Genomic DNA, 20,575 nt, shown 5'->3' with positions numbered 1-20,575 from the left:
GTCCCGGATAATTCTTGCTTAACTTCATACTTTTTAGCGTCATATGGATTTACTACTCGCCATCAAAATCATCATCATGGGTATCGTCGAAGGCTTGACGGAATTCTTGCCCATCTCCTCCACCGGACACCTGATACTCACGGGTAGCCTGCTGAATTTCACGACAGAAACCGCCAAGGTATTTGAAATCGTGATACAGGCAGGTGCCATATTTGCAGTATGCTGGGAATATAGACAAAAAATTATCTCTGTCGTGACTGGCCTGGCCACGGATGCCAAGGCACGCAAGTTCGCTATCAATCTGGTAGTCGCATTTTTGCCGGCGGCCATCATAGGCGTGCTCTTCATCAAGAAAATCAAAGCCCTGCTGTTTGCTCCAGTGCCAGTGGCGCTGGCTTTCATCATCGGTGGCATCATCATCCTGATCGTTGAACGCAAGCAAAAACAGCTTGATGCAAAAGACAGTAATCATGCCCGCATACAGTCAGTGGATGACATGAGCATCATGGATGCACTTAAAATCGGTCTGGCGCAGTCACTGGGCCTGATACCAGGCACCAGTCGCTCTGGCGCCACCATCATAGGCGGCATGCTGTTTGGCCTGTCGCGCAAGGCTGCTACTGAGTTTTCCTTCTTTCTGGCGATACCTACCTTGCTGGGTGCTACCGTCTACTCGCTGTACAAGGCACGCGAAGAATTATCGATGGCGGATTTGCCGATGTTCAGCCTGGGTACGGTCGCAGCCTTTATCTCGGCTTTCTTTTGTGTGCGCTGGTTGCTGCGCTATATCAGCTCGCATAATTTCAATGTGTTTGCCTGGTACCGCATTGCCTTCGGCATCATGATCCTGATTACTGCCTACACTGGCGTGATTACCTGGGCTGACTAATCAGTGATATCAGTGATACCAGCGGTGACAGAAATAAGTAATACCTCTACAAGCGGCAATACCGTAGCCCAGGCTCTGCATTTATTGCAGACTATCTTCGGCTACCCGGCTTTCCGTTCGCAACAGGGGCAAATCGTCGAGCATGTCGTCAATGGCGGCGATGCCCTGGTGCTGATGCCGACTGGCGGCGGCAAGTCCTTGTGTTACCAAATACCAGCCCTGCTGCGCAATGGTGTCGGCATTGTGGTATCACCATTGATCGCCCTCATGCAAGACCAGGTTGATGCCCTGGCCGAGGTCGGTGTGCGTGCTGCCTTCTTGAATTCCACCCAAAGTTTTGATGAAATCCTGGCGGTGGAAAAGAAGATGCGCGAAGGTGATATCGACCTGGTGTATATCGCGCCGGAACGTCTGCTGACCCAGCGCTGCCTGGAACTGCTGCAAGTTGTCAACATCGCCCTGTTTGCCATTGATGAAGCACATTGCGTTTCACAATGGGGCCATGATTTCCGCCCTGAATACATCAAGCTGTCGGCCCTGCATGAGCGTTTTCCGAACGTCCCTCGCATTGCGCTGACGGCCACGGCTGACCAGCAAACCCGCGATGAGATCATCCACAGGTTGCAGCTGGAAAATGCGATGCAGTTCGTGTCGTCCTTCGACCGCCCGAATATCCGTTACCAGATCGTTGAGAAGGCCAATGGCCGCAAGCAATTGCTGGACTTTATCACGGCCCAGCACAGTGGTGATGCTGGCATTGTGTATTGCCTGTCACGCAAAAAAGTCGAAGAAACTGCGGAATTTTTGAATGAAAACGGTATCACTTCCCTGCCCTATCATGCGGGCATGGATTTGCAAGACCGCAGCCGCAACCAGGCCCGCTTCCTGCGCGAAGATGGCATTGTCATGTGTGCCACTATCGCCTTTGGCATGGGCATAGACAAACCCGACGTACGCTTTGTCGCCCACCTGGATTTACCAAAAAGCATAGAAGGCTATTACCAGGAAACTGGCCGTGCAGGCCGCGATGGCGCCAGCGCCAATGCCTGGATGGCTTATGGCTTGCAGGATGTGGTGCAACAGCGCCGCATGATCGATGAGTCAGAAGCCAATGAGACGTACAAGCGCGTGCAAAGCGTCAAGCTTGATGCCATGCTCACGCTGTGCGAAACCCTGAATTGCCGTCGCGTTCACATTCTCGATTATTTTGGCCAGCAGGCTGAACCCTGTGGCAATTGTGATACCTGCATGAGCCCGCCAGTTTCTTTTGATGGCAGCGTGGCGGCACAGAAAATCCTGTCCACGGTCTATCGTGTAGACCAGCGTTTTGCCGCTGGCCATGTCATCGATATCTTGCGCGGCATTGATACTGAACGCGTGCAGCAATGGCGACATGAAAAGCTGTCTACCTATGGCATAGGTTCAGACAAGAGCGAAGCCGAATGGCGCGCCCTGTTGCGTCAGTTGATCGCCCTGGGCCTGGTGGCAGTCGATTATGAAAACTATAGCTCGCTGAAACTGACCGAAGCATCACGCGCCGTTTTGCGTGGTGAAATCAAGGTACAGTTGCGCCAGTATAAAAAAGCCGAAAAAGCCGTCAAGCACAAACGCCAGTCTGCCAAGGATTTTGCCGAGTCCGATCTCGACAGCAAGGCACAAAGCGTCTTCGACAAGCTGCGCTGGTGGCGCGTGGAAACTGCACGCACCCATAATGTGCCAGCCTACGTCATCTTCCCCGACGCCACCCTGCGCGAAATCGCCCGCCAGCAACCCGCCAGCCTGCCTGCTTTGCGTGCCATCTCAGGTGTGGGTGACAAGAAGCTGGAAAGCTATGGCAAGGAGATCATCAGTCTGATTGAGGAATTGCTGGCTTAGTTCAAACTCAGCAGGGCATGGGCACAGCACCAGCAAGCTCCAGGCGCGCAATGCCGCTCTTCAAGCTGATTTCCCTCATTTAGTTCATCGAAGTTTGGACTTTTGTTGCCGTACATAAGTCAATTCATTGCGTGCCCTGACATCGCCTTTGTCCATTTCCAGGCATTGGAGATAGATTTGCTCGGCCTCATCCAGTTTGCCTTGCTCTACCAGGACATAGGCCTTGCCGCGCATAGCCTGTGCGATCTCCGTGTTTTGGGTGGCTGCTAAAGAGTAACTACGTGCATTCGTCTCCGCCAGCTCAAAGCTGCTGAGTGCCAGTTCCCAGTTTCTTTCCTGTTGATAAATATGGCCGAGTTCTGAGCGATATTGAGAATTACCTGGTGACAAGTTAATGGCGTTTTGCAAGACCTGCCTGGCTTGGGCAAACTGGCGCTGGCTGACCAGCGCAAAAGCCTTCATATAGTAGGCGTCGGCCCAGTTGCTTGAGATGACCGTGGCACCGCCCTTGCCTTGATTGGCCGCCTCCAGCAAATAGGCTAATACTTCCGTCGGGGAATGCGCGCAAAAGATTTTCTGCTGGCTGTCGCGGTATTTGTTGGCATATGTAGCGATGACTTTGTCGAAATAAGGGATGGCCTCTTGTGCCTTGCCCGCTTTGATCAGGCCTGCCCCTTCATTCAAGCTTTGCAGGGAAGCGGCTTCTTCAGTAGCTGCAGTCTGGCTTTCTTGCGCCCAGGCTGGCACCAGAAAGATCAGGGAGCCGGATATCAGTAAGTGCATTAAAAGTCTCAAGCTATGCTCCAGGTTGTTTTCATCAATGTAAAAAAGTCCAGCCCCTGTCTCTGGCAAAACCTGTCATTTTGACTGCCAGATCCTAGCCAGATAATAGCCAGATACTAAGCGGATTCAGTGGCTAGATGGCAATAAAGTGCCTGTCTTCACACTAAAGTAGGGGGTTTTGCAGCATCACTTCACAATCTCAGTAACTTTGGTTGTCTAACCAAATATACCTTGCCTTACCATCGCAAATCATCTAACCTTCAAATATTGGGCAATTAACCAATATTTGATAAACACATGCCAAGACAGGAAATCCAGGTGCGTAATCCTTCTTCCACTCAGACCGGGCATGCCAGGATCGTTTTGATCTTCCTGACCTTGCTCAATATCCTCAATTTTGCTGATCGCTTTCTGATGCAGGGCTTTGCAATAGATATGATTCATGATCTGCATTTAAGCAATCTTGAATTTACCTTATTAACAGGTTTTGTCTTCACCACTTTTTACACCGTCATGGGTTTGTGCATGGGAGCGCTGGCAGACAGGGTGCACAGACCACGTCTGATCGCCATCGGCATCTTTAGCTGGAGTGCACTGACTGCAGCTACCGGGCTGGCCACTAACTTTGCCCAGCTAGGTCTGGCACGCATGTTTACTGGCGTAGGAGAAGCGACGCTGACACCGGCGGCGCTGGGTTTGCTCGGCGATAGATTTAACAGTCAGCAGCGCGGTTTTGCTGCCGGATTTTATTATCTGGGCGCTCCCATAGGAATAGGTGCAGCTTTCATTATTGCTGGCACACTGGGAGCCGCGATAGGCTGGCGTCATTGCTTTTTCAGCCTGGGTGCAATTGGCGTGATATTAACCGGCTTGCTATTTTTATTACGCGAACCACGCCATGAACAAGGCATGCCCGGGGACGTCGCCCAACGCCCTGTCAGCGCCGTCTTTGCAGAAGTCTGGCAAGCGCTGCGCGCTTCACCAGCCCTGTGCCTGCTCATCCTTGGAGGCGTGCTGGTGATATTTGCCCAGGGTGCGTTTGTACTTGACCAGTTATGGCTGGTTGAGGAACGTCATCTGAATCGTCAGTATGCCCAGAGACTGGCAGGCGCAATGTTCGTCGCTGGTGGCGTGCTGGGTGCTCTGCTCGGTGGCTACCTGGCTGATCTGCTGCAAACACGCCGTGCTGGAGGCCGCCTGTGGTTCCTGGCATACATTTATATGATAGGTGTGCCTATAGGATATGTCTATCGCCTGCTGGATACGACAGGAATGGCATTTTACATCTGCATGTTCATAGGCAGCATGATGATTACTATAGGTTATGGCCCACTCTTCGCCAGCCTGCAAGACCTGGTGCCTGCGCAGTTACGCTCCACCATGACAGGCTTCATGATTTTATGCATGACACTGTTTGGCACGTCTCTTGGCAATGTGGCCGTGGGATGGCTGACCGACGTGTTCTGGGCCGCGGCCTATAGCACACCGATTACCAGGGCAGTGATGCTGGGCATGACACCATGGCTGTTGGCTATACCTTGTTTTATGATGGCAGCGCGGATGATGGAAAGAAAAACTACTTAAGCTAACTCAGCCAGCATTGCATCGATCTTCATTTTGGCATCACGGATCACCGCTAGCTTAGCCTGGGTTTCGTTGACAGCCTTGAAGGGGCCGCTAAATTGCTGGATGATTTCTATACCACCGGCGGCATTTTTTTGTACCTCGCCGCTGGCAAACCAGTGGCCATCAGGCCTGGGGAAGGCAATCACAAAAATATCAAAATTCTTGTATTGCATGGTCGGCGTTCGTTCTGTTTTTGCTTGAAGTCTACTGTTCATAATACCTCCAGAGGGTGTAATAAACTTGCTCATCTGGGCCGCAATAAAAAGACTATAAAAAAAGGAATGAAACAGCTTATAGGCAGGCTATTGCCCCGCCCCGCGTGCAGCATCAATATTCCCAAGCTGCCAGAATTTTGACACCCCTATGCCCGGCGCTGCGCAAACGCAATGCACCTTTTTCACTGAAACGATATTCCAGCCATAAGCGCTCATTGCCCGAAGGGGAATAACGAAAGCCAAACTTGGACAAGGTCTCAGGTTTTTCAGGTTTGCTATTTTGCGCACCAGACTGGCTGTAATATTCTTTCGTAACTCGGGCATACAAACCTTGCCCATCCTTGTTTGGAATCGATGCACCTCTGTCACCCAAGGGTGCATTACGGCTCTCGTCAGCAACAGGTGGCGCATTCATGTCTGCTCGCGTCCATCCCTGCTCAGTTGCCGCGCTTGCGACGTTGACAGGCTCCTGGGGTTCTTGAGTTGCTTGAACACTTGCCGCTTGCATACCCAAAATGATGAATACACAAGAAAATAATATAGGCTGATGGATATTCATGATCATCTCTTCAAAAGAAATGAAGTCAGCAAGATCAAAGCCAGAGCTCCATATGCGATGAGTTGTGGCGTGTTCATGATCTTCCTCTACCAGTGCTAAGCTACGATTAATTTTCAACCAGGTTCAAATGCCCTGGCAACTTGGAATACGAGCGACCTTGCGGTAACTCTATTCTGATATGCGCATATTCCCACTCAACTTCATTGGCTTCTGCCGCTGCCTTGGCAGTACGTAGAGCAACCAGAAACCATTGTTGTGCTGGTGCTTTATTGATACCGATGATGATCATGATCTTACCCATGCAGAAATTGATTTATATGTTTTATTAACTATTTTTTGCTTCTTGTTATTATTTATTTTTCACTTCACATCTGCTACTTCTTTAGCCCTGCTGAAAACTACCGCCTGCTACTCTTAGAAGCGTCAACTACCGTCTCCAACTGCGCCTTGTTCATGGAAGAACGCCCCTTAATATTCTTGTGCCGCGCTTCCTGGTATAACTGTGCATAAGTCCGCCCTGCAGCCCCGGTATGAGACCGTTGTCCGCCCCGCCTCCCTGCAGGCATATCCTGCAGGGAGGTCTTGCTCGCTTCCTTACTCTCGCCATGCTGAGCCCGTTCTTTGTTAACGGTACGTGCAGCAATTTCTGTAGCCAAGCCTGGTTTACGGCCACCTTGTATCAAGCTATCCTTGATATGTTTGAACTGGCGCTCGCGTTTCGCACTCCAGATACTTTGTGGCATCGTCAACTCCTGTATTGATGTTCGTCATTTGCTAACAACATCTATGTAATACCCTGCATCCATGAGTTGAATCATAGTCGCCAGCCTTGAAAAACAAAATCGGACTAAGACGATAGTCGCGTAAGACTAGACTGACATTTTTTTTAAGCTGATGCAGATAAGCTGGACAAACAGACATGCCATCTTGCATCAAGGTAAAATCATGGGATGAATGAATGACAGATAAAATTATCCCCATTTACACCGGAGCAAGCGCATGTCGCGTACTGAACGCCTGTTACAACTGATGCAAATCCTGCGCAGGCATCGCTATCCCGTCAGCGGTGCAGCGCTGTCACAAGAACTGGGTATCAGCCTGCGCAGCCTGTATCGCGATATCGCTACATTGCAAAGCCAGGGTGCCAAGATTGCAGGGGAAGCGGGCATAGGCTATGTCCTGCAACCTGGCTTTACCCTGCCCCCTTTGATGTTCAGCGAAGAAGAGATAGCCGCCATTGCACTGGGTTCGCGCTGGGTAGCAGAACAGGCTGATCACAAGCTGGCCCTGGCAGCCCGTGACGCACTGGCAAAAATTGCCGCAGTCTTGCCGACAGAAGCCAGGCTGGAACTGGAGAATAGTGGTTTGCTGATAGGCCCCAGCAGCAAGAATGATGCTAATGATGAGCAAGTGCGCCAGATACGTCTGGCCATACGCAAGCAGCATAAGCTGGTGCTCGAATACCAGGATGAAACCGGCAAAGCCAGCCTGCGCACCATCTGGCCCTGCGCCCTGGGATTTTTCGACAGCCTGCGTGTCATTGTCGCCTGGTGCGAATTGCGCAATGATTTCCGGCATTTCCGTACTGATCGCATACTCAGCCTGGAAGTGGTAGAGGCGACCTATCCACGCTCAAGACAAGTCTTATTGAAGGAATGGCGCGAGCAACAGGGGATCAGGGCTGAGCGTTGAACACACATGCATAGACTTGAACGCCAGCCTCAGCACCAGCAAATTGACTATGATTTAGTGACTGTGATTTAGCATATTCATTCAGGTTTTGTGAACAGCATTTCCATCTGCCTTTTCCCATATTTTTTGATGAACAGCTATTTTTAATGCATGCATTTCTTCAAGCCAGTTGTCTTTTTCGTTTTTACCGTGGGAAATTAGAACACCAAAAACATTTTTTGGATTGAAATAGACAGTCTCCCTGTTTTCCCCAATATGATAATTAATTTCAAAAAACAAAACCGTCTCTTCATTCGCTGCTTCACAATAATATTCGATTGAAGTGATGGCTATGGGATCTTCTGTTTTGAAGCATTGCACATAAATTGAGGCGATACAAAATTCATCATCGACTTCGACATCAAAACATGGGGTGATCTCTTTCACGCGCTGAGCCGAGAATTGAAGATCAGCTTTGATCTCAAATAGCTCATCCTCAAATCGAAAATAAAGACAGCCATACATGGGATTAAATTGTATGACTCCCTGCTTCTCAAGATAGCCGCCAACAAAGACATCATGCAAGGTTTTATTTTTCAGGGCATCGAAAAAAATATTCATGGCAAAAACATTTTGATGAATAAGAGATTCCATCGACTTTGGGCCAGCATAATGAGGCGAAATTTATACTGAGCAACACCATCAAACCAGCATTAGCTATCCTTAATTCAGCATACCAGGGTTGCCGGTAACGCCTATCAGGCGCGGTGTATTCAGTTTACGTGGCGTGATTTTTTTGTGGGTGCGCAGCCATTGGGCCACCACATCCCAGACTGGCTCGCCCTTTGCTCCTTCTGCCACGGGTGCCCAGCCAGCGACCTTATACACTTTGCCATCTGCCAGGGGCTGGCCGTTCAGGCGCATGTCCTGTATGCGCTTGCCCATGGCTGCTGCGGGTTCCATGGCATACGTCAGGCCACCCACGCGTACCATGTCGCCGCCTTGCTGGTAGTAGGGGTCGGGATTGAAGAGATTGTCGGCCACATCTTCCAGCACAGTCTTGATGGCGGCGCCTGTCATTTCTGTGACGGTGGTGTTGGAATAGGTAGTGGCGGTCTGGTCCATCACATGTTCCATGGTGATGGCGCTATTGGGCAGCAAAGATGTACCCCAGCGAAAGCCAGGTGAGAAGGCAATTTCTGCATCTTTGACTTCCATGAGCGCATCGACAATCAATTGATCAAAGCTGCCATTGAAATTGCCACGACGGTACAGCGTGCCCTCAGTCACCGCCAGTTTTTCAGCCAGCTTTGCAGTGTAAGGAGCACGGATTTTTTGTATCAGTGCCTGCATGTCGGCATCCGCTGGCAGGAAGTTGGCAAACACCGGCAACAGCTTGTACTGGAAGCCCTGTATGCGCCCTTCTTTCACATCAAAATCAAGCACGCCGAGGAACTTGCTATTACTGCCTGCATTGGTCACCAGGGTCTTGCCACCACCGTTTTCTACTATCACTGGTGCAGGCATGCCGTCATGGGTATGGCCACCAAGAATGGCATCAATACCGCGCACGCGAGACGCCATCTTCAGATCGACATCCATGCCATTATGCGAGAGAACGACAACGACTTTCGCGCCCCTGGCACGTGCTGCATCGACAGTCTTTTGCATATTCTCTTCCTGTATACCAAAGCTCCATTCCGGCACCAGATAACGCGGGTTGGCGATGGGAGTATACGGGAAGGCCTGGCCGATGATGGCGACAGGTACGCCATTCATTTCTTTCATGGTGTAGGCTTCAAAGACAGGATCACCAAAATCGGTAGTCTGGATATTTTGCGCGACGAAATCAATCTTGCCCTTGAAGTCATTCTCGACGATATGCTTGACGCGCTTGTCACCCAGCGTCATTTCCCAGTGCGCCGTCATGACATTCACGCCCATCTGCAAACAGGCATCGACCATATCCTGGCCCTTGGTCCACAAGGCCGTGGCTGATCCCTGCCAGGTGTCACCACCATCGAGCAAGAGCGCGCCAGGCCGGTTGCCCCTGATGCGCTTGATCAGCGTGGTCAAATGCGCAAAGCCACCAACCTTGCCGTAAGTCGCTGCCGCCTGTTCAAAGTTCAGACAGCTAAAGGCATGTGCTTCAGGCGTATTGGGCTTGATGCCAAACTGCTTCAGCAAATGCTCACCGACCAGATGCGGGCTTTTACCAAAGGCTGCACCTAAGCCCAGATTGACGCTGGGTTCACGAAAATACAGCGGTAATAACTGCGCATGGCAATCGGTGAAATGCATGAGATGGACATTGCCAAAACGCGGCAGGTCATAGAGTTTATCTGCCGCCGGATTGGCGATGGCAGCCTGCGCATCGATCTGCATGCCACCTGCAGCGGCAATGGCCATTACTTGTAAAAAATCGCGACGATTCAGGCCCATGGTGATTTGCTTTCTTTTTTTGGTGTTGCTTTGTCGTTGATTTTGACGCTGCTGCTGATTCTGATGTTGTCGTTGTTTTTGACTTTGGGGTTGCTGTTGCCTTTGACTTTAGTCGTTCCGATGTGTCGATGCCTTTGCTGCGAGGCAGAAAATGGATTAAGAAATGACCGTTGTCTGAGCGCAGCGAGTTTCGGGCATTTCCCATTTTTTGACTTGCAGCAAAGGGGCCCCCGAAGGGGCAGCGACGCCTCGGTCGCCTTTCTTTGATTCCTTTCTTTGGCGAAGCAAAGAAAGGGATTCGGCTGCCGGGCCGAGACCCGGCCTGTGTCCACGAAGGGCAATCCATTTCAAACGACACGGTATACATCGAACGCCGCTGGGCTCCAGCCTCCGCTGGAGCGACGTAATTAAGGTTATAGTAACAAGGAGAGACTCGGGCTCCGACACAGTCGTCTCAGAACAATAAAGCAAAGCCCCTACTTATTCACCGGCGACTCCCCATCCAGCAACAGCGCCATCACATCCTTCAACTGCGCCTCAGTCAACACCCCATTATGCCCAAACCTCGGCATCCGGGAGCAGGCGTTATAGGCTTGCGCGTTATACAGTTTGCTCCAGGTGTACTTTAAAATCTCAGGACTGCTGCCCCGCGTTTTGCCGTATTGATATAACGAGGGCCCGATATTACCGAAAGAAATCTCGGTCTTGCTCATTTGATGGCAGGCATAGCAATTGCCGCCATTGACTGAGCCCATCGCATCTGAAGACTGCATGCCGCGGCCATTTTGGGCGATTTTTTCACCATTCTTCCAGTCCCCCATGTACTGACCGTCAGCCGGATATTTGACGCTAGCGAGTTGCGACTGTTCGAGTTTTTTTGCGATCTTGGGTTTCAAGCCTTGCGGGCTGGCACTGCACAGTGCCTGGGCTTCGTCCTGTTGCACCATGCGTTCCATGGTGGCCGGGCCTTTGGATTTGAAGTCAGCCTTCATCATCTCCAGTGCGGCCTTGGCGTAATCTGGCTCTGCGGCAGAAACCAGCGCCGTACTGCAAATGGCTGCCAGCAAAACACTGATATGGCTTATGCGTGGGCTTATGCGTGAATTTATATGTGAATTTTTCATGTATATCCCCTTAGCGTTTCAATGCAGGTGCATTCATGACCGCACCGTCGGCAGATTTTGCCAGGAACATGGTCAGTGCAGTGATGCTGTCCGAAGCATAGTCGGGCACGGGGAAGCGTTGCTGGCGGAAGCAGTCATTGAGCCTGTGCTGCATGGTCCTGACTTCGCCTTGCGAGACGCGGTAAGCGGGCCAGGTCGAATAGGCGGACTGGGCGTTTTCCTTGTTGTTCAGGTTCGGCAAGTCTTGCAGGCGTATGCGCTGGCCGTCTGCAGAGTGGCAGGATGCACAGGCAAAATCGTGGGAACCGGCGCGATAATAAAATATCTTTTTGCCGATTTCGTAAGCCTGTTTTTCTGCCGGGTGCTTGGTGCTGATCACCAGTTTCATGCCGCGTGATTCTGCGGTTAAAAAAGATACCAGGGCTTCGATATCAGAGGGATTACCGGCAGAGCCAAAAGGTGTCTTGCTGGCTTGTTCTCGCGTCAAACCTTGCAGGCTCATGCGACAGTGCATGAGGCGCTGTTCCAGGTCCATGACCTTGTTGCTGTCTTTGAAATAACGCGGCAATTCTGCATACGCACCCTTGGTCACGCCCGGGCCTTTGCCCAGATCACATTGCTCCAGCGATTGCTGATTCGGCCCCTGCTTTTTTTGCCAGAGTTCCTGGCCGCGCATTTCCCATAATTCTGCCGGGTTGCCATCGGCCAGCATTTGCCGATATTTGGCAATTTCATCGGTCGCAGATGGGCTTGCAGTCTGGGCCTGTGCAGACGACAACACCGAGCATGCCAGTATGGCGCACAGCGGCATGCATGACAACGATTTGAGGGCAAGACGTGACATGGGTTTTCCTTATCAGGCTATGGCTGCTTCATCGGTACGCTGGTCACCTTTGCTGTCTGTCCAGGTCACCGACACTTTATCTCCCTTGATGCCACCCTTGAATTTGAAAGACAGGAAAGGGTCTTTGGACACAGAGGGGCCAAACTGTGCATCGAGCACCAGTTTGTCTTTCCATTTGGCTTGCAAATTTTTAATGAAATGTGCCGGTACGACTTTGCCTTCCAGGTCTTTACGCTGGCCAGTTTCCATATCGTGGCGCATCAATACTTTGACCTCAACGACGTCGCCGCTAACCGTCGCTCGTATGCGCATAGGATCGCCCATGATGTTTCCTTTTTTTGCTAATTTTAAATAGTTACTTGATTAAGACAGGTCAAGACCTGAAAGCTCACCACAGAGAAAAGCATGAGTAAAGCGGTAAAAATTACGGCTTGGAATTAAGTATTACGTTATTGTCAGGCCAAGTGTTGGGCTGGTGAAGCGTAGCCCAACCTGCGCAAACTTCTCTGTGCCTCTGTGTTGAGAGGTCTTAAAAATTAACCGCCGCAACCGCCTAAGGTAACTTTAATTTCTTTCGAAGCCACCAGCCATTTGCCATCAGCTTTGACCAGGGCATGTACGTTAGAAGTTTCGCCTACCTTGACGCGGGTGCTGACGGAGGCTTCTGTGCCTTCAGGGATGTTGAAAGCGGCAGACATGGCGTTGGGATTTTTTTCTATGAGGATGGCGATGTAGTCGGTATTGGCGGCTTTGCTACTGACGCTGACGGGGACTACTGCGCCGTTTTCAGCAATATCTGGTGCGCTGATGACGATGTCGGCACTGACAGCCGGGCTGCCAGCACCGAGTGCGGCAAAGGCATCTTGCAGGCTCTTGGCTTCAAAAGCCTTGGCTTGCCATTCAGCAGCAAAGACCTCGGATGGTTTGAGCAAGCCAGCAGCAAAGGCCAGGCCAAATACCGTGGATATGCGTAAAAAATCACGGCGTTGCTGACCGTCATCATTGATCTTGCTTGCCTGCTTCATTGCTGTCTCCTGAAATGGTGCAATTGTCTGGTGCTGTGGTGCTGTGGTGCTGTGGTGCCGTGGTGCTGGTTTTACTCAATATTGATAAGCTTAACGCGAAATCGTGCCATCGATATGACAATGCTGAAAAAATCCTTGCTGCATCAGCTTATTGCATCAGCTAACTGCATCAATAACATCATTGGCGCATGATCCATTCCAGCATGGTCTTGATTTCACTATCCTTGACGTGAGCTTGCGGTGGCATGGGGATATCGCCCCAGGCACCACTGCCACCCTCCTTGATTTTTTTGCTCAGGTTGGCTTCGGCATTGGCGTCGCTCTTGTATTTTGCAGCGATCTGGGCAAAGCCCGGACCTACTACTTTATCCTTGATGCCATGGCAGGCAGTGCAGGCATATTGCTTGGCCAGCTTCAAGCCTTCTTCAGGCGCTGGTGCACTGGCTTTAACCACGGCGGCCTTGTTCAAATCAATGCCGCGCACGGCACCTATAGTCCGGTTTTGCTCTACCGGGTTGCCATTGGCATTGCGGGCGAAAGCAGGCAATTCAGAAGTGATCCTGACTTCTTTCAGGCAATCTTTCATGCAGGCAGTGTTCTTCACATCTGGCTTGCCTGTGGTTTGCCACAGGCCGTGTTTCTCTGTCATGCCATCGCGGTTGGGCATGCGCTTTTGCACTTCGGCGATGTTCTCGTCCGACATGGTAAAGTCATCTGCGACTACGCCACCGAGGTTGAGGATGTAGGCGGTGACGGCATACACCTCATCCGTAGTCAGGGTCTTGGGTGCATTCCAGGGCATGGCGCGGTTGATGTAATCCCACAAGGTAGAAACTGTCGCCACCTTCATCAGGGTAGTGCGCTGCGGCTGGCTATTACCTGTCAATGCGGCAACGCGGCCATTCTTGACATCGTCCTTGGTCGTACCGCCAACGATGGGCGTGAAGACCTGGTTGGATTCGCCAAAAGTGCCATGGCAAGAGGCGCACTTGCCATCCCAGACTTGCTGGCCCTGGTCTACACTGCCACGCCCTTTTGGCAAACCCTTGAAGTCGGGGCGTACATCGATGTCCCAGGCAGCTACTTCCCTGGGGGTCGCAGCACGGCCTATGTTGGTATAGTCTGCGGCACTGGCGGCAAGACTGAAACCAGCCAGCACGAAGGCAGATAAAGACTTGCGAATTTCAGGCCACTTGTACATTGCTGACCTCGCCATCTTCATTGATTTTCCAGGACTGTATGGCATTGTTATGATAAATCGACTTCGTGCCGCGCACTTCGCGCAACTGTGCGATCCTGGGTTGCACATAGCCGGTGTCATCGATCGCACGCGATTGCAGTATCGCTGGCCCGCCATCCCAGTTCCAGTCTATATTGAAGCGAGTCAGGCATTTGCCCAGTATTGGGCCTTCCAGCCTGGCGGTGCGCCAGCTACGGCCACCGTCGGCAGATACATCCACGCGCTTGATCTTGCCGCGGCCTGACCATGCCAGGCCGGTGATGTTATGAAAACCTTTTTCCAGCAACATCTGCCCGCCTGACGGTGTGGTGATGACGGATTTGCACTCCTGCACTGAGGTGTATTGCCTGTGCAAGCCACTGGGTTGCAGGTCTATGTAGTGAATTGCTTCATCCTTCGCAGCCCAGGGCTGATCACCGACTTCTATGCGGCGCAGCCACTTGACCCAGGACACACCCTGGACGCCGGGCACGACCAGGCGCAGCGGATAACCATTTTCTGGCCGCAGCATTTCACCATTCATGGCATAAGCAACGATGACATCATCCATGGCACGGGCAATGTCGATGGTGCGTGTCATGGCCGAACCATCGCCACCTTCAGCCAAAACGAATTTGGCTTTCTTGCGGTCTATGCCACAATCATCAAGCAGGACGGACAAGGGCACGCCGGTGTATTCACAGCAGCTCAGCATGCCATGAGTGTATTGCACGGTCGGCACGGCGACATTGCCCCATTCAGTCGCGCTATTGGCACCGCATTCTATGAAATGCATGCGTGAGACTGAGGGCAGGCGCATCAGATCATCCATGGTGTAGACCTTGGCTTCGCGCACCAGACCATTGATCATGAAGCGGTGCTGCTGCGGGTCTATATCTATCCAGCCCTGGTGATGGCGTTCAAAATGCAGGCCATTGGGAGTGATGATGCCAAAGAAGCCTTGCAAGGGTGCGAAGGAGACCGAAGCCTGCGGTACTCGCGTCAAACCCGGTGACTGGCGGCGCTGCAAATTGGATTCAAACCTGGATGGCTGGCCGTAGCCCTGCATCACCACCGGGTTGCCCAGGGTCTTGGCATGGTCTTGCAAATTCAGGATAAGCGGGTCACCATCCCCTTCTGGTGCCGTTGCCGGTTTAGCCATGGCCGCACCGGTTGCCAGGGCAGCAGTGGCGGCTGCGAAACTCTTGCGCAGGAAGCCGCGCCTTTCGTCATTCAAGCCTTGTTCAGTGATTGCCTGGCGCAAAGGCGCATCCAAAAAATTCTCGGGCGCACGACGCAAAAGACCGGATTTTTTTATCTGGATAGACATGAGGCTGAAACTTTCCAATGAGATACTGCATTCTGCGTTGGCCATGATCTGGCTAGCATAAGCACTTTTTGAGCAAACATCTACTAAACGTACACTGTACGATGCTGACGACACTCAAATAATACTATTTGCGCACATAATCAAATAAGGAGCAAAAAAAAGCAAATGCTTTCTTATGTGCAACGCACAAAATCAGCTTTTCTCGTCATGCATTAGAAATTGTGTGTCAGTGTCAACCTGATGGAACGTGGTTCGACCGGGTGGAAATGAATATCGTTGGCACCCTCCATACTTTCACGCGACAGACGTGACTGGTAGTAGTAATCAATGTCGCTGGCCTGTTTGTTGAACAGGTTGAACACGTCCATGTTCAGCTTGGTCCTGGCATTGATCTTGTAACCCAGTCTGGCATAGGCCAGGGTCGTCGCAGAAGAGCGCACGCTATTGTCTTCTATCAAAGGGCGCGGGCCAAAATAACGCAATTCAAAACCACCATACCAGCGCCCCATGTCAGTCATGGTCATACCGAAGGATGCTACTTTATCGATGGAACCGGGGATGTAATTGCCCGCCACATCATTCTGGGTATAACGTGCACGCGATGCTGCCAGGTCAAGGTCAAACAATAACCAGGGTGCAGCCGTGTAATGGTTATTCCATTCTATGCCGGTACGGCGGCTGGCACGACTGGGTTCGGTTTCACCAGCGTCGCCAACAAACAATAATTCAGAAGCGATATCCAGCCGCCACAAGGCGAGCGAGCTTTGCAGGCCGGGGATGATTTCTGTACGCATACCCAGTTCTGCGCCCCTGGTTTTTACCAGGGGTGTGACTGGTGTGGATGCACCACCGTCGGGCAAGCGTGTTTGCGTAGTACCACGTGCATCATTGCTGTGAAAGCCCGTGCCATAGTTGATGAAATACTCGGTCTTGTCCCAGGGCCCAAAGATCAGCGACAGCTTGGGCGAGACGATATGGTCGCTGGCCTTGCCTGAATTGCCCGCTATGCTGCTATTGACATCGAAACGGTAAGCGTCATAACGCAGACCGGCTATGCTGCGAAATTTGGGTAGCCACTGTATGGTATTTTCTGCATAGAAACCTGCACTGGCTTCCTTGACACTGTCTTCACGTATGGTGGATATGCGTTGCTGCGCGACCGTGTTATAGATGCCGACTGGCGACAGTTTATCGTAACGGAGTTGCAGGCCTATCTTGTTATGCATCTCCAGATCAGCGATAGTCACAGGCCAGGTCTGGCTGATGTTCATACCCAGCATCTGGCGTTTTTCACTTTGGCTGAACTGGTCGCCGGTATCGGGATTGGCCAGGAAATAAGTGAAATTGCTGTACAGGTCCAGGCTGGATTGCAGGGCATAGGTATCCATTTCAAACACGCCATTCTGATTGCGTTTTTTCATCGCATACGACAGGCTGTAGCGTGAACTTTGTCCGCCATCGGTGGGATCTATCGCGCCATAGCGGCTGATCTGGCCAGACTGCACAGCCCGCAGCGGTATCTGGTCGGTGGAATTCCATTGATTCTTATAGGCCATTGCCGTCAGGCTATAGCCATCATCGGCATTACCCTGGCTATAGCGCAGGACGGCGCTGTATTTGCGCACATGCTCGGGTGTGACCCAGGGGCCGTCATTGCGATTGACTTCAAGGCCATATAGCAAGTTGCCGTTTGCCACTGCCATGGAATTGGCCAGCACGGCACGCTGGTAGCCATATGGCCCCAAAGACAGGCTGGCGATGCCTGCTGCCAGTTTGTCTGTCAGGCGCAGGTGTGCGGCACCGGCCGAAGCAAAATCACCTTCGTCAGCAAAATAAGTGCCCTTCTTGTAATCGATGCGTTGCACCAGTTCAGGCATGAGGAAGTTCAAGTCAGAATATCCCTGGCCGTGCGCATGCGAACGCATATTGACTGGCATGCCATCAACAAAAGTCGCAAAGTCAGTGCCGTGGTCCAGATTAAAGCCGCGCAGGAAATACTGGTTGGCCTTGCCATCACCGCTGTGCTGGGTGACGATCATGCCGGGCACGAATTCCAGCAATTCCCCGGTGCGCAAGGCAGGCCGGTTGCTGACCAGATTGGAGGTCACCGAACCCTGGCTGGCCGCATTGCTGGTGCCGACTGCATTATCGTAATTGCCCAGGACTTGTACCGTGGAGATTTTTTCTGCTTCATTGGCAGTCGCAACTTGCTGCGCTTGTGCAGACTGCCCGCTTTGCATCAGCAACAGGCCAAAGCAGGCCAACACCGCGCTACTGACTTTTGTTCTTTGCATTATTGCCCCATTGATATTATTTTTATACTGCTTTAATCTAGCTGGTTTTATTTTCAAGAAGAAAACAAACACTGGATACTTTGTTTTTACATAAGCAAAAAACAGGCCGCTTTCTTTCTTCTACTGAACTCTAGCTAAATTCACTGTTAGTCTTATTACGTGAGAAACAAACAATCAGATTCACAATTTTTAAATATTTTCAGGCACTGGCATGGGGCTTGCCGGATCAGTTCACAGGCACGCAGCGGTTTCCTGTCCATAGAACAATGAAATTCATGAACAAAGTCGACATGCAGCAGAAAAACGTATTCTTCAGATCACCAGCAGCAATACTCATCTTCGTATTGATTTTGACGGGCTGGATTATTTCTGCCCTGTATTTCGAACACTCGCTGTTCGCATCGCAAAAATCTGCCAGCCTGCCACAGTTGGGAGCGGTGACCGGGGACTTATTTGTCAGCCATGAATGGTGGCGTTTGCTGGTCTCGCAATTCCTGCATGTGCATTTTCTGCATATGCTGTTCAATGCCATGTGCATATTGATACTGGCATCCGCTATTGACCATAAACATGGCTGGCGAGTGCTGCTGCTCCTCTACCTGGTCGGCGGTGTGGCAGGCCAGATAGCCAGTGTCTGTGCTTACCCCAACCTGGTCACGGATGGTGCATCGCAAGCCTTGATGGCCTTGTGCGCTGGCGTGTTTATCTTGCTGCCACGAGGCAGGCTGACCTGGTTTGCAGGCTTGATAGTCGCCATACAAGTGGCGCTGGATGTGCATGCCATAGGGAATATCAAGGCAGGACATTTGGCCGGTTTTGTCACTGGTTCTTTGCTCAGTCTGGTCTGTTTGTTTATCTTATCCAGCAGGCACGACCCAGCCTGATCAGTAGATTTCCCCCTTAGCTTTCAAACCAAACCTGCCCATCATGAATTCTATAAACGTCGACAGCTTGGGCGTGTGTTGTCTGTCACGCGGATACAGCAAATGCATGGGCCGTGGTGCAGGCAAATAGTCCTCCATCAGGGGGACCAGACGACCGGCAGCGACTTCGCTGGCGAGCAGTAATTCTGATTGCATGACAATGCCAAAACCAGCCACGGCAGCACTTTTCAAAGCCTGGCCATTATTCGAGCGCAGGCGGCTGACGGGGATTTCTGTGGCGTCTTCCGTCAAGCGCCAGCGCACATGTTTATTCCAGTGTAAAAAATCCAGGCATTCGTGCTCTGTCAAATCTGCCGGCGCATGCGGCACACCCTTGCGCTTCAGATAGGCTGGGGCAGCGCAGATCATCATGCTATAGGGTTGCAGGGGGCGCGCAACCAGGGTGGAGTCTTCCAGCTGACCTATGCGTATGGCTGCATCAAAGCCATCTTCCACCAGGTCCACCAGGCGGTCATTCATGTGCAGGTCAGCGCGCATTTCTGGATATTGCGCCAGATAATCGACCATGGCCGGGGCCAGCAATTCACTGCCAAAGGTGACTGGTGAAGTGATCTTCAATACCCCACGGGCACCGCCACGCATCCTGGCTGCCCCGGATTCTGCTTCGCTGATCTGTGCCAGTATGCCCTTGCATTGCTCTGCATATTGCAAACCCAGTTCTGTCAGGCTCTGGCGGCGCGTGGTGCGCGTCAGCAGACGTGCACCCAGCAGGCTTTCCAAAAACTGTATGTGTTTGCCGACCATGACGGGTGATATCTCGCACTGTGCTGCGGCAGCGGTAAAACTGCCCGCATCGACGACGGCGACAAAGACTTCCATGCTGCGTAATTTATCCATCAACATACCCAATTACTAATCACCAGTTAGCAATATATGCATTTTCTGGATATTTATCTACATTAAAAATTAAGCGATACTTAATTTCATGGCATACGCCTTGGACATAATTTAACCAAGTCACATTAAGAACCTGTTTACGATCTGTAGCGAGCGAGCGTCAGCGGGGTGAAGAGCAGCGCAAAAAGCGGAATGTACATCTAGTACATGAGCATTTTGAGCAGCGCATGAGCCCCGATCACGCTCGCGCAGTAAGATCGTAAACAGGTTCTAAGGAAATAACATGAAACTCATCATCATCGGTGCCAACGGCACAGTAGGCAGCGCCATCAGCAATGAACTGGGTAGCCGTCATGACATTATCCGCGTGGGCAAGACCAGCGGTGACATCCAGCTTGATATCAGCAATAGCGCACAAATACATGAACTGTTTGCCCGTACCGGCAAGGTAGATGGCGTCGTCGTGGCCGCAGGCAGCGTGCATTTTGCGGCACTGGCCGAGATGGAAGAAGAGCATTTCCATATCGGCCTCAATAGCAAGCTCATGGGCCAGGTAAATGTCGCGCAAATCGCCCAGCCTTATCTGCATGATGGCGGTTCGATTACCCTGACCAGCGGCGTGGTCGGTGAAATGCCCATACGTTCAGGTGCCAGTGCTGCCATGGTGAATGCCGCGCTGGAAGGTTTTGTCCGTGGTGCCGCCATAGAATTGCCACGTGGCTTGCGCATCAATGTCGTCAGCCCTGGCTTGCTGGAAGAATCAGTGGCGGCGCTGGCCAGCCTGTTCCGTGGTTTTGAGCCTGTATCATCACAGCGCGTGGCACTGGCCTATGCCCGCAGCGTGGAAGGGGCAGAAAGCGGCAAGCTGTACACAGTACGTTGAGACTGCATCTTCATC

At 51.7% G+C, this 20,575-nt stretch carries 21 protein-coding genes; 6 read left to right on the top strand and 15 right to left on the bottom strand.

Going from position 1 to position 20,575, the window contains the following annotated elements; genetic code table 11:
* Positions 1-43: 43 nt before the first annotated feature.
* A complete protein-coding gene (locus tag ACO0LF_RS27390; RefSeq protein WP_423019884.1) occupies positions 44-889 on the top strand; it encodes an undecaprenyl-diphosphate phosphatase in 846 nt (281 codons plus the stop codon).
* A 24-nt stretch (positions 890-913) separates the two neighbouring features.
* Positions 914-2,764 (top strand): DNA helicase RecQ, encoded by a 1,851-nt coding sequence (gene recQ, locus ACO0LF_RS27385; protein ID WP_423019882.1) that lies wholly within the window; start codon positions 914-916, stop codon positions 2,762-2,764.
* A gap of 84 nt (positions 2,765-2,848) precedes the next feature.
* Here the strand turns inward: recQ and ACO0LF_RS27380 are convergent, their stop codons facing one another.
* Positions 2,849-3,547 (bottom strand): tetratricopeptide repeat protein, encoded by a 699-nt coding sequence (locus tag ACO0LF_RS27380; RefSeq protein WP_423019880.1) that lies wholly within the window; start codon positions 3,545-3,547, stop codon positions 2,849-2,851.
* A 297-nt stretch (positions 3,548-3,844) separates the two neighbouring features.
* Here ACO0LF_RS27380 and ACO0LF_RS27375 point away from each other — a divergent pair, with 297 nt between their 5' ends.
* Positions 3,845-5,131 (top strand): MFS transporter, encoded by a 1,287-nt coding sequence (locus ACO0LF_RS27375; RefSeq protein WP_423019878.1) that lies wholly within the window; start codon positions 3,845-3,847, stop codon positions 5,129-5,131.
* Here the strand turns inward: ACO0LF_RS27375 and ACO0LF_RS27370 are convergent.
* From ACO0LF_RS27370 to ACO0LF_RS27355, 4 genes are all read right to left on the bottom strand, one after another.
* Positions 5,128-5,388 (bottom strand): hypothetical protein, encoded by a 261-nt coding sequence (locus ACO0LF_RS27370; RefSeq protein ID WP_423019876.1) that lies wholly within the window; start codon positions 5,386-5,388, stop codon positions 5,128-5,130. The two genes, ACO0LF_RS27375 and ACO0LF_RS27370, sit on opposite strands and share 4 nt — an antisense overlap.
* Positions 5,389-5,500: 112 nt before the next feature.
* Entirely contained in the window at positions 5,501-5,947 is a 447-nt protein-coding gene (locus ACO0LF_RS27365) for a hypothetical protein (protein WP_423019874.1), read from the bottom strand.
* 106 nt (positions 5,948-6,053) lie between these two features.
* Positions 6,054-6,248, bottom strand: a complete 195-nt coding sequence (locus tag ACO0LF_RS27360) for a hypothetical protein (protein WP_423019872.1) — start codon at positions 6,246-6,248, stop codon at positions 6,054-6,056.
* A 97-nt stretch (positions 6,249-6,345) separates the two neighbouring features.
* Entirely contained in the window at positions 6,346-6,690 is a 345-nt protein-coding gene (locus tag ACO0LF_RS27355) for a plasmid stabilization protein (protein ID WP_423019870.1), read from the bottom strand.
* A gap of 256 nt (positions 6,691-6,946) precedes the next feature.
* On the opposite strand from ACO0LF_RS27355, the gene ACO0LF_RS27350 reads away from it, so the two are divergent.
* Positions 6,947-7,639, top strand: coding sequence for a helix-turn-helix transcriptional regulator (locus ACO0LF_RS27350; RefSeq protein WP_423019868.1), 693 nt, complete (start codon positions 6,947-6,949; stop codon positions 7,637-7,639).
* Between the two features lie 81 nt (positions 7,640-7,720).
* Here ACO0LF_RS27350 and ACO0LF_RS27345 read toward each other — a convergent pair whose 3' ends face one another.
* The 9 genes from ACO0LF_RS27345 to ACO0LF_RS27305 form a co-directional block, all read right to left on the bottom strand.
* Positions 7,721-8,272 (bottom strand): hypothetical protein, encoded by a 552-nt coding sequence (locus ACO0LF_RS27345; RefSeq protein WP_423019866.1) that lies wholly within the window; start codon positions 8,270-8,272, stop codon positions 7,721-7,723.
* A 69-nt stretch (positions 8,273-8,341) separates the two neighbouring features.
* Positions 8,342-10,060, bottom strand: coding sequence for a thiosulfohydrolase SoxB (gene soxB / locus ACO0LF_RS27340; RefSeq protein ID WP_423019864.1), 1,719 nt, complete (start codon positions 10,058-10,060; stop codon positions 8,342-8,344).
* 476 nt (positions 10,061-10,536) lie between these two features.
* Complete coding sequence (soxX, locus tag ACO0LF_RS27335; RefSeq protein WP_423019862.1) at positions 10,537-11,184, bottom strand: sulfur oxidation c-type cytochrome SoxX; 648 nt, start codon at positions 11,182-11,184, stop codon at positions 10,537-10,539.
* A 10-nt stretch (positions 11,185-11,194) separates the two neighbouring features.
* Positions 11,195-12,028: a sulfur oxidation c-type cytochrome SoxA gene (gene soxA, locus ACO0LF_RS27330; RefSeq protein ID WP_423019860.1), complete on the bottom strand. Its 834-nt coding sequence runs from the start codon at positions 12,026-12,028 to the stop codon at positions 11,195-11,197.
* Positions 12,029-12,040: 12 nt separating this feature from the next.
* Positions 12,041-12,352 carry a thiosulfate oxidation carrier complex protein SoxZ gene (gene soxZ, locus ACO0LF_RS27325; protein ID WP_423019858.1) on the bottom strand — a complete coding sequence of 104 codons (312 nt, stop codon included), beginning with the start codon at positions 12,350-12,352 and terminating at the stop codon, positions 12,041-12,043.
* A 212-nt stretch (positions 12,353-12,564) separates the two neighbouring features.
* Positions 12,565-13,053: a thiosulfate oxidation carrier protein SoxY gene (gene soxY, locus ACO0LF_RS27320; RefSeq protein WP_423019856.1), complete on the bottom strand. Its 489-nt coding sequence runs from the start codon at positions 13,051-13,053 to the stop codon at positions 12,565-12,567.
* 178 nt (positions 13,054-13,231) lie between these two features.
* Complete coding sequence (locus ACO0LF_RS27315) at positions 13,232-14,254, bottom strand: c-type cytochrome (RefSeq protein ID WP_423019854.1); 1,023 nt, start codon at positions 14,252-14,254, stop codon at positions 13,232-13,234.
* Complete coding sequence (gene soxC / locus ACO0LF_RS27310) at positions 14,238-15,602, bottom strand: sulfite dehydrogenase (protein ID WP_423019852.1); 1,365 nt, start codon at positions 15,600-15,602, stop codon at positions 14,238-14,240. Before soxC ends, ACO0LF_RS27315 begins: the two co-directional genes overlap by 17 nt.
* Positions 15,603-15,814: 212 nt before the next feature.
* Positions 15,815-17,896 carry a TonB-dependent receptor gene (locus tag ACO0LF_RS27305; RefSeq protein ID WP_423019850.1) on the bottom strand — a complete coding sequence of 694 codons (2,082 nt, stop codon included), beginning with the start codon at positions 17,894-17,896 and terminating at the stop codon, positions 15,815-15,817.
* A 275-nt stretch (positions 17,897-18,171) separates the two neighbouring features.
* Between ACO0LF_RS27305 and ACO0LF_RS27300 the strand changes: the two genes are divergently transcribed.
* Positions 18,172-18,780, top strand: coding sequence for a rhomboid family intramembrane serine protease (locus ACO0LF_RS27300; protein ID WP_423019848.1), 609 nt, complete (start codon positions 18,172-18,174; stop codon positions 18,778-18,780).
* Here the strand turns inward: ACO0LF_RS27300 and ACO0LF_RS27295 are convergent, their stop codons facing one another.
* Complete coding sequence (locus tag ACO0LF_RS27295) at positions 18,781-19,677, bottom strand: LysR family transcriptional regulator (protein WP_423019846.1); 897 nt, start codon at positions 19,675-19,677, stop codon at positions 18,781-18,783.
* Positions 19,678-19,960: 283 nt separating this feature from the next.
* On the opposite strand from ACO0LF_RS27295, the gene ACO0LF_RS27290 reads away from it, so the two are divergent.
* The gene (locus tag ACO0LF_RS27290; protein ID WP_423019844.1) at positions 19,961-20,560 is read left to right on the top strand and encodes a short chain dehydrogenase; all 600 of its coding nucleotides are present in this window, start codon (positions 19,961-19,963) and stop codon (positions 20,558-20,560) included.
* Positions 20,561-20,575: the final 15 nt, after the last annotated feature.

The sequence above is a fragment of the Undibacterium sp. Di27W genome, from assembly GCF_049340345.1.
Taxonomy (GTDB): Bacteria; Pseudomonadota; Gammaproteobacteria; order Burkholderiales; family Burkholderiaceae_D; genus Undibacterium.
Note: the sequence above shows the minus strand (reverse complement) of the source record. Positions and strands in the feature narration are given on the sequence as shown.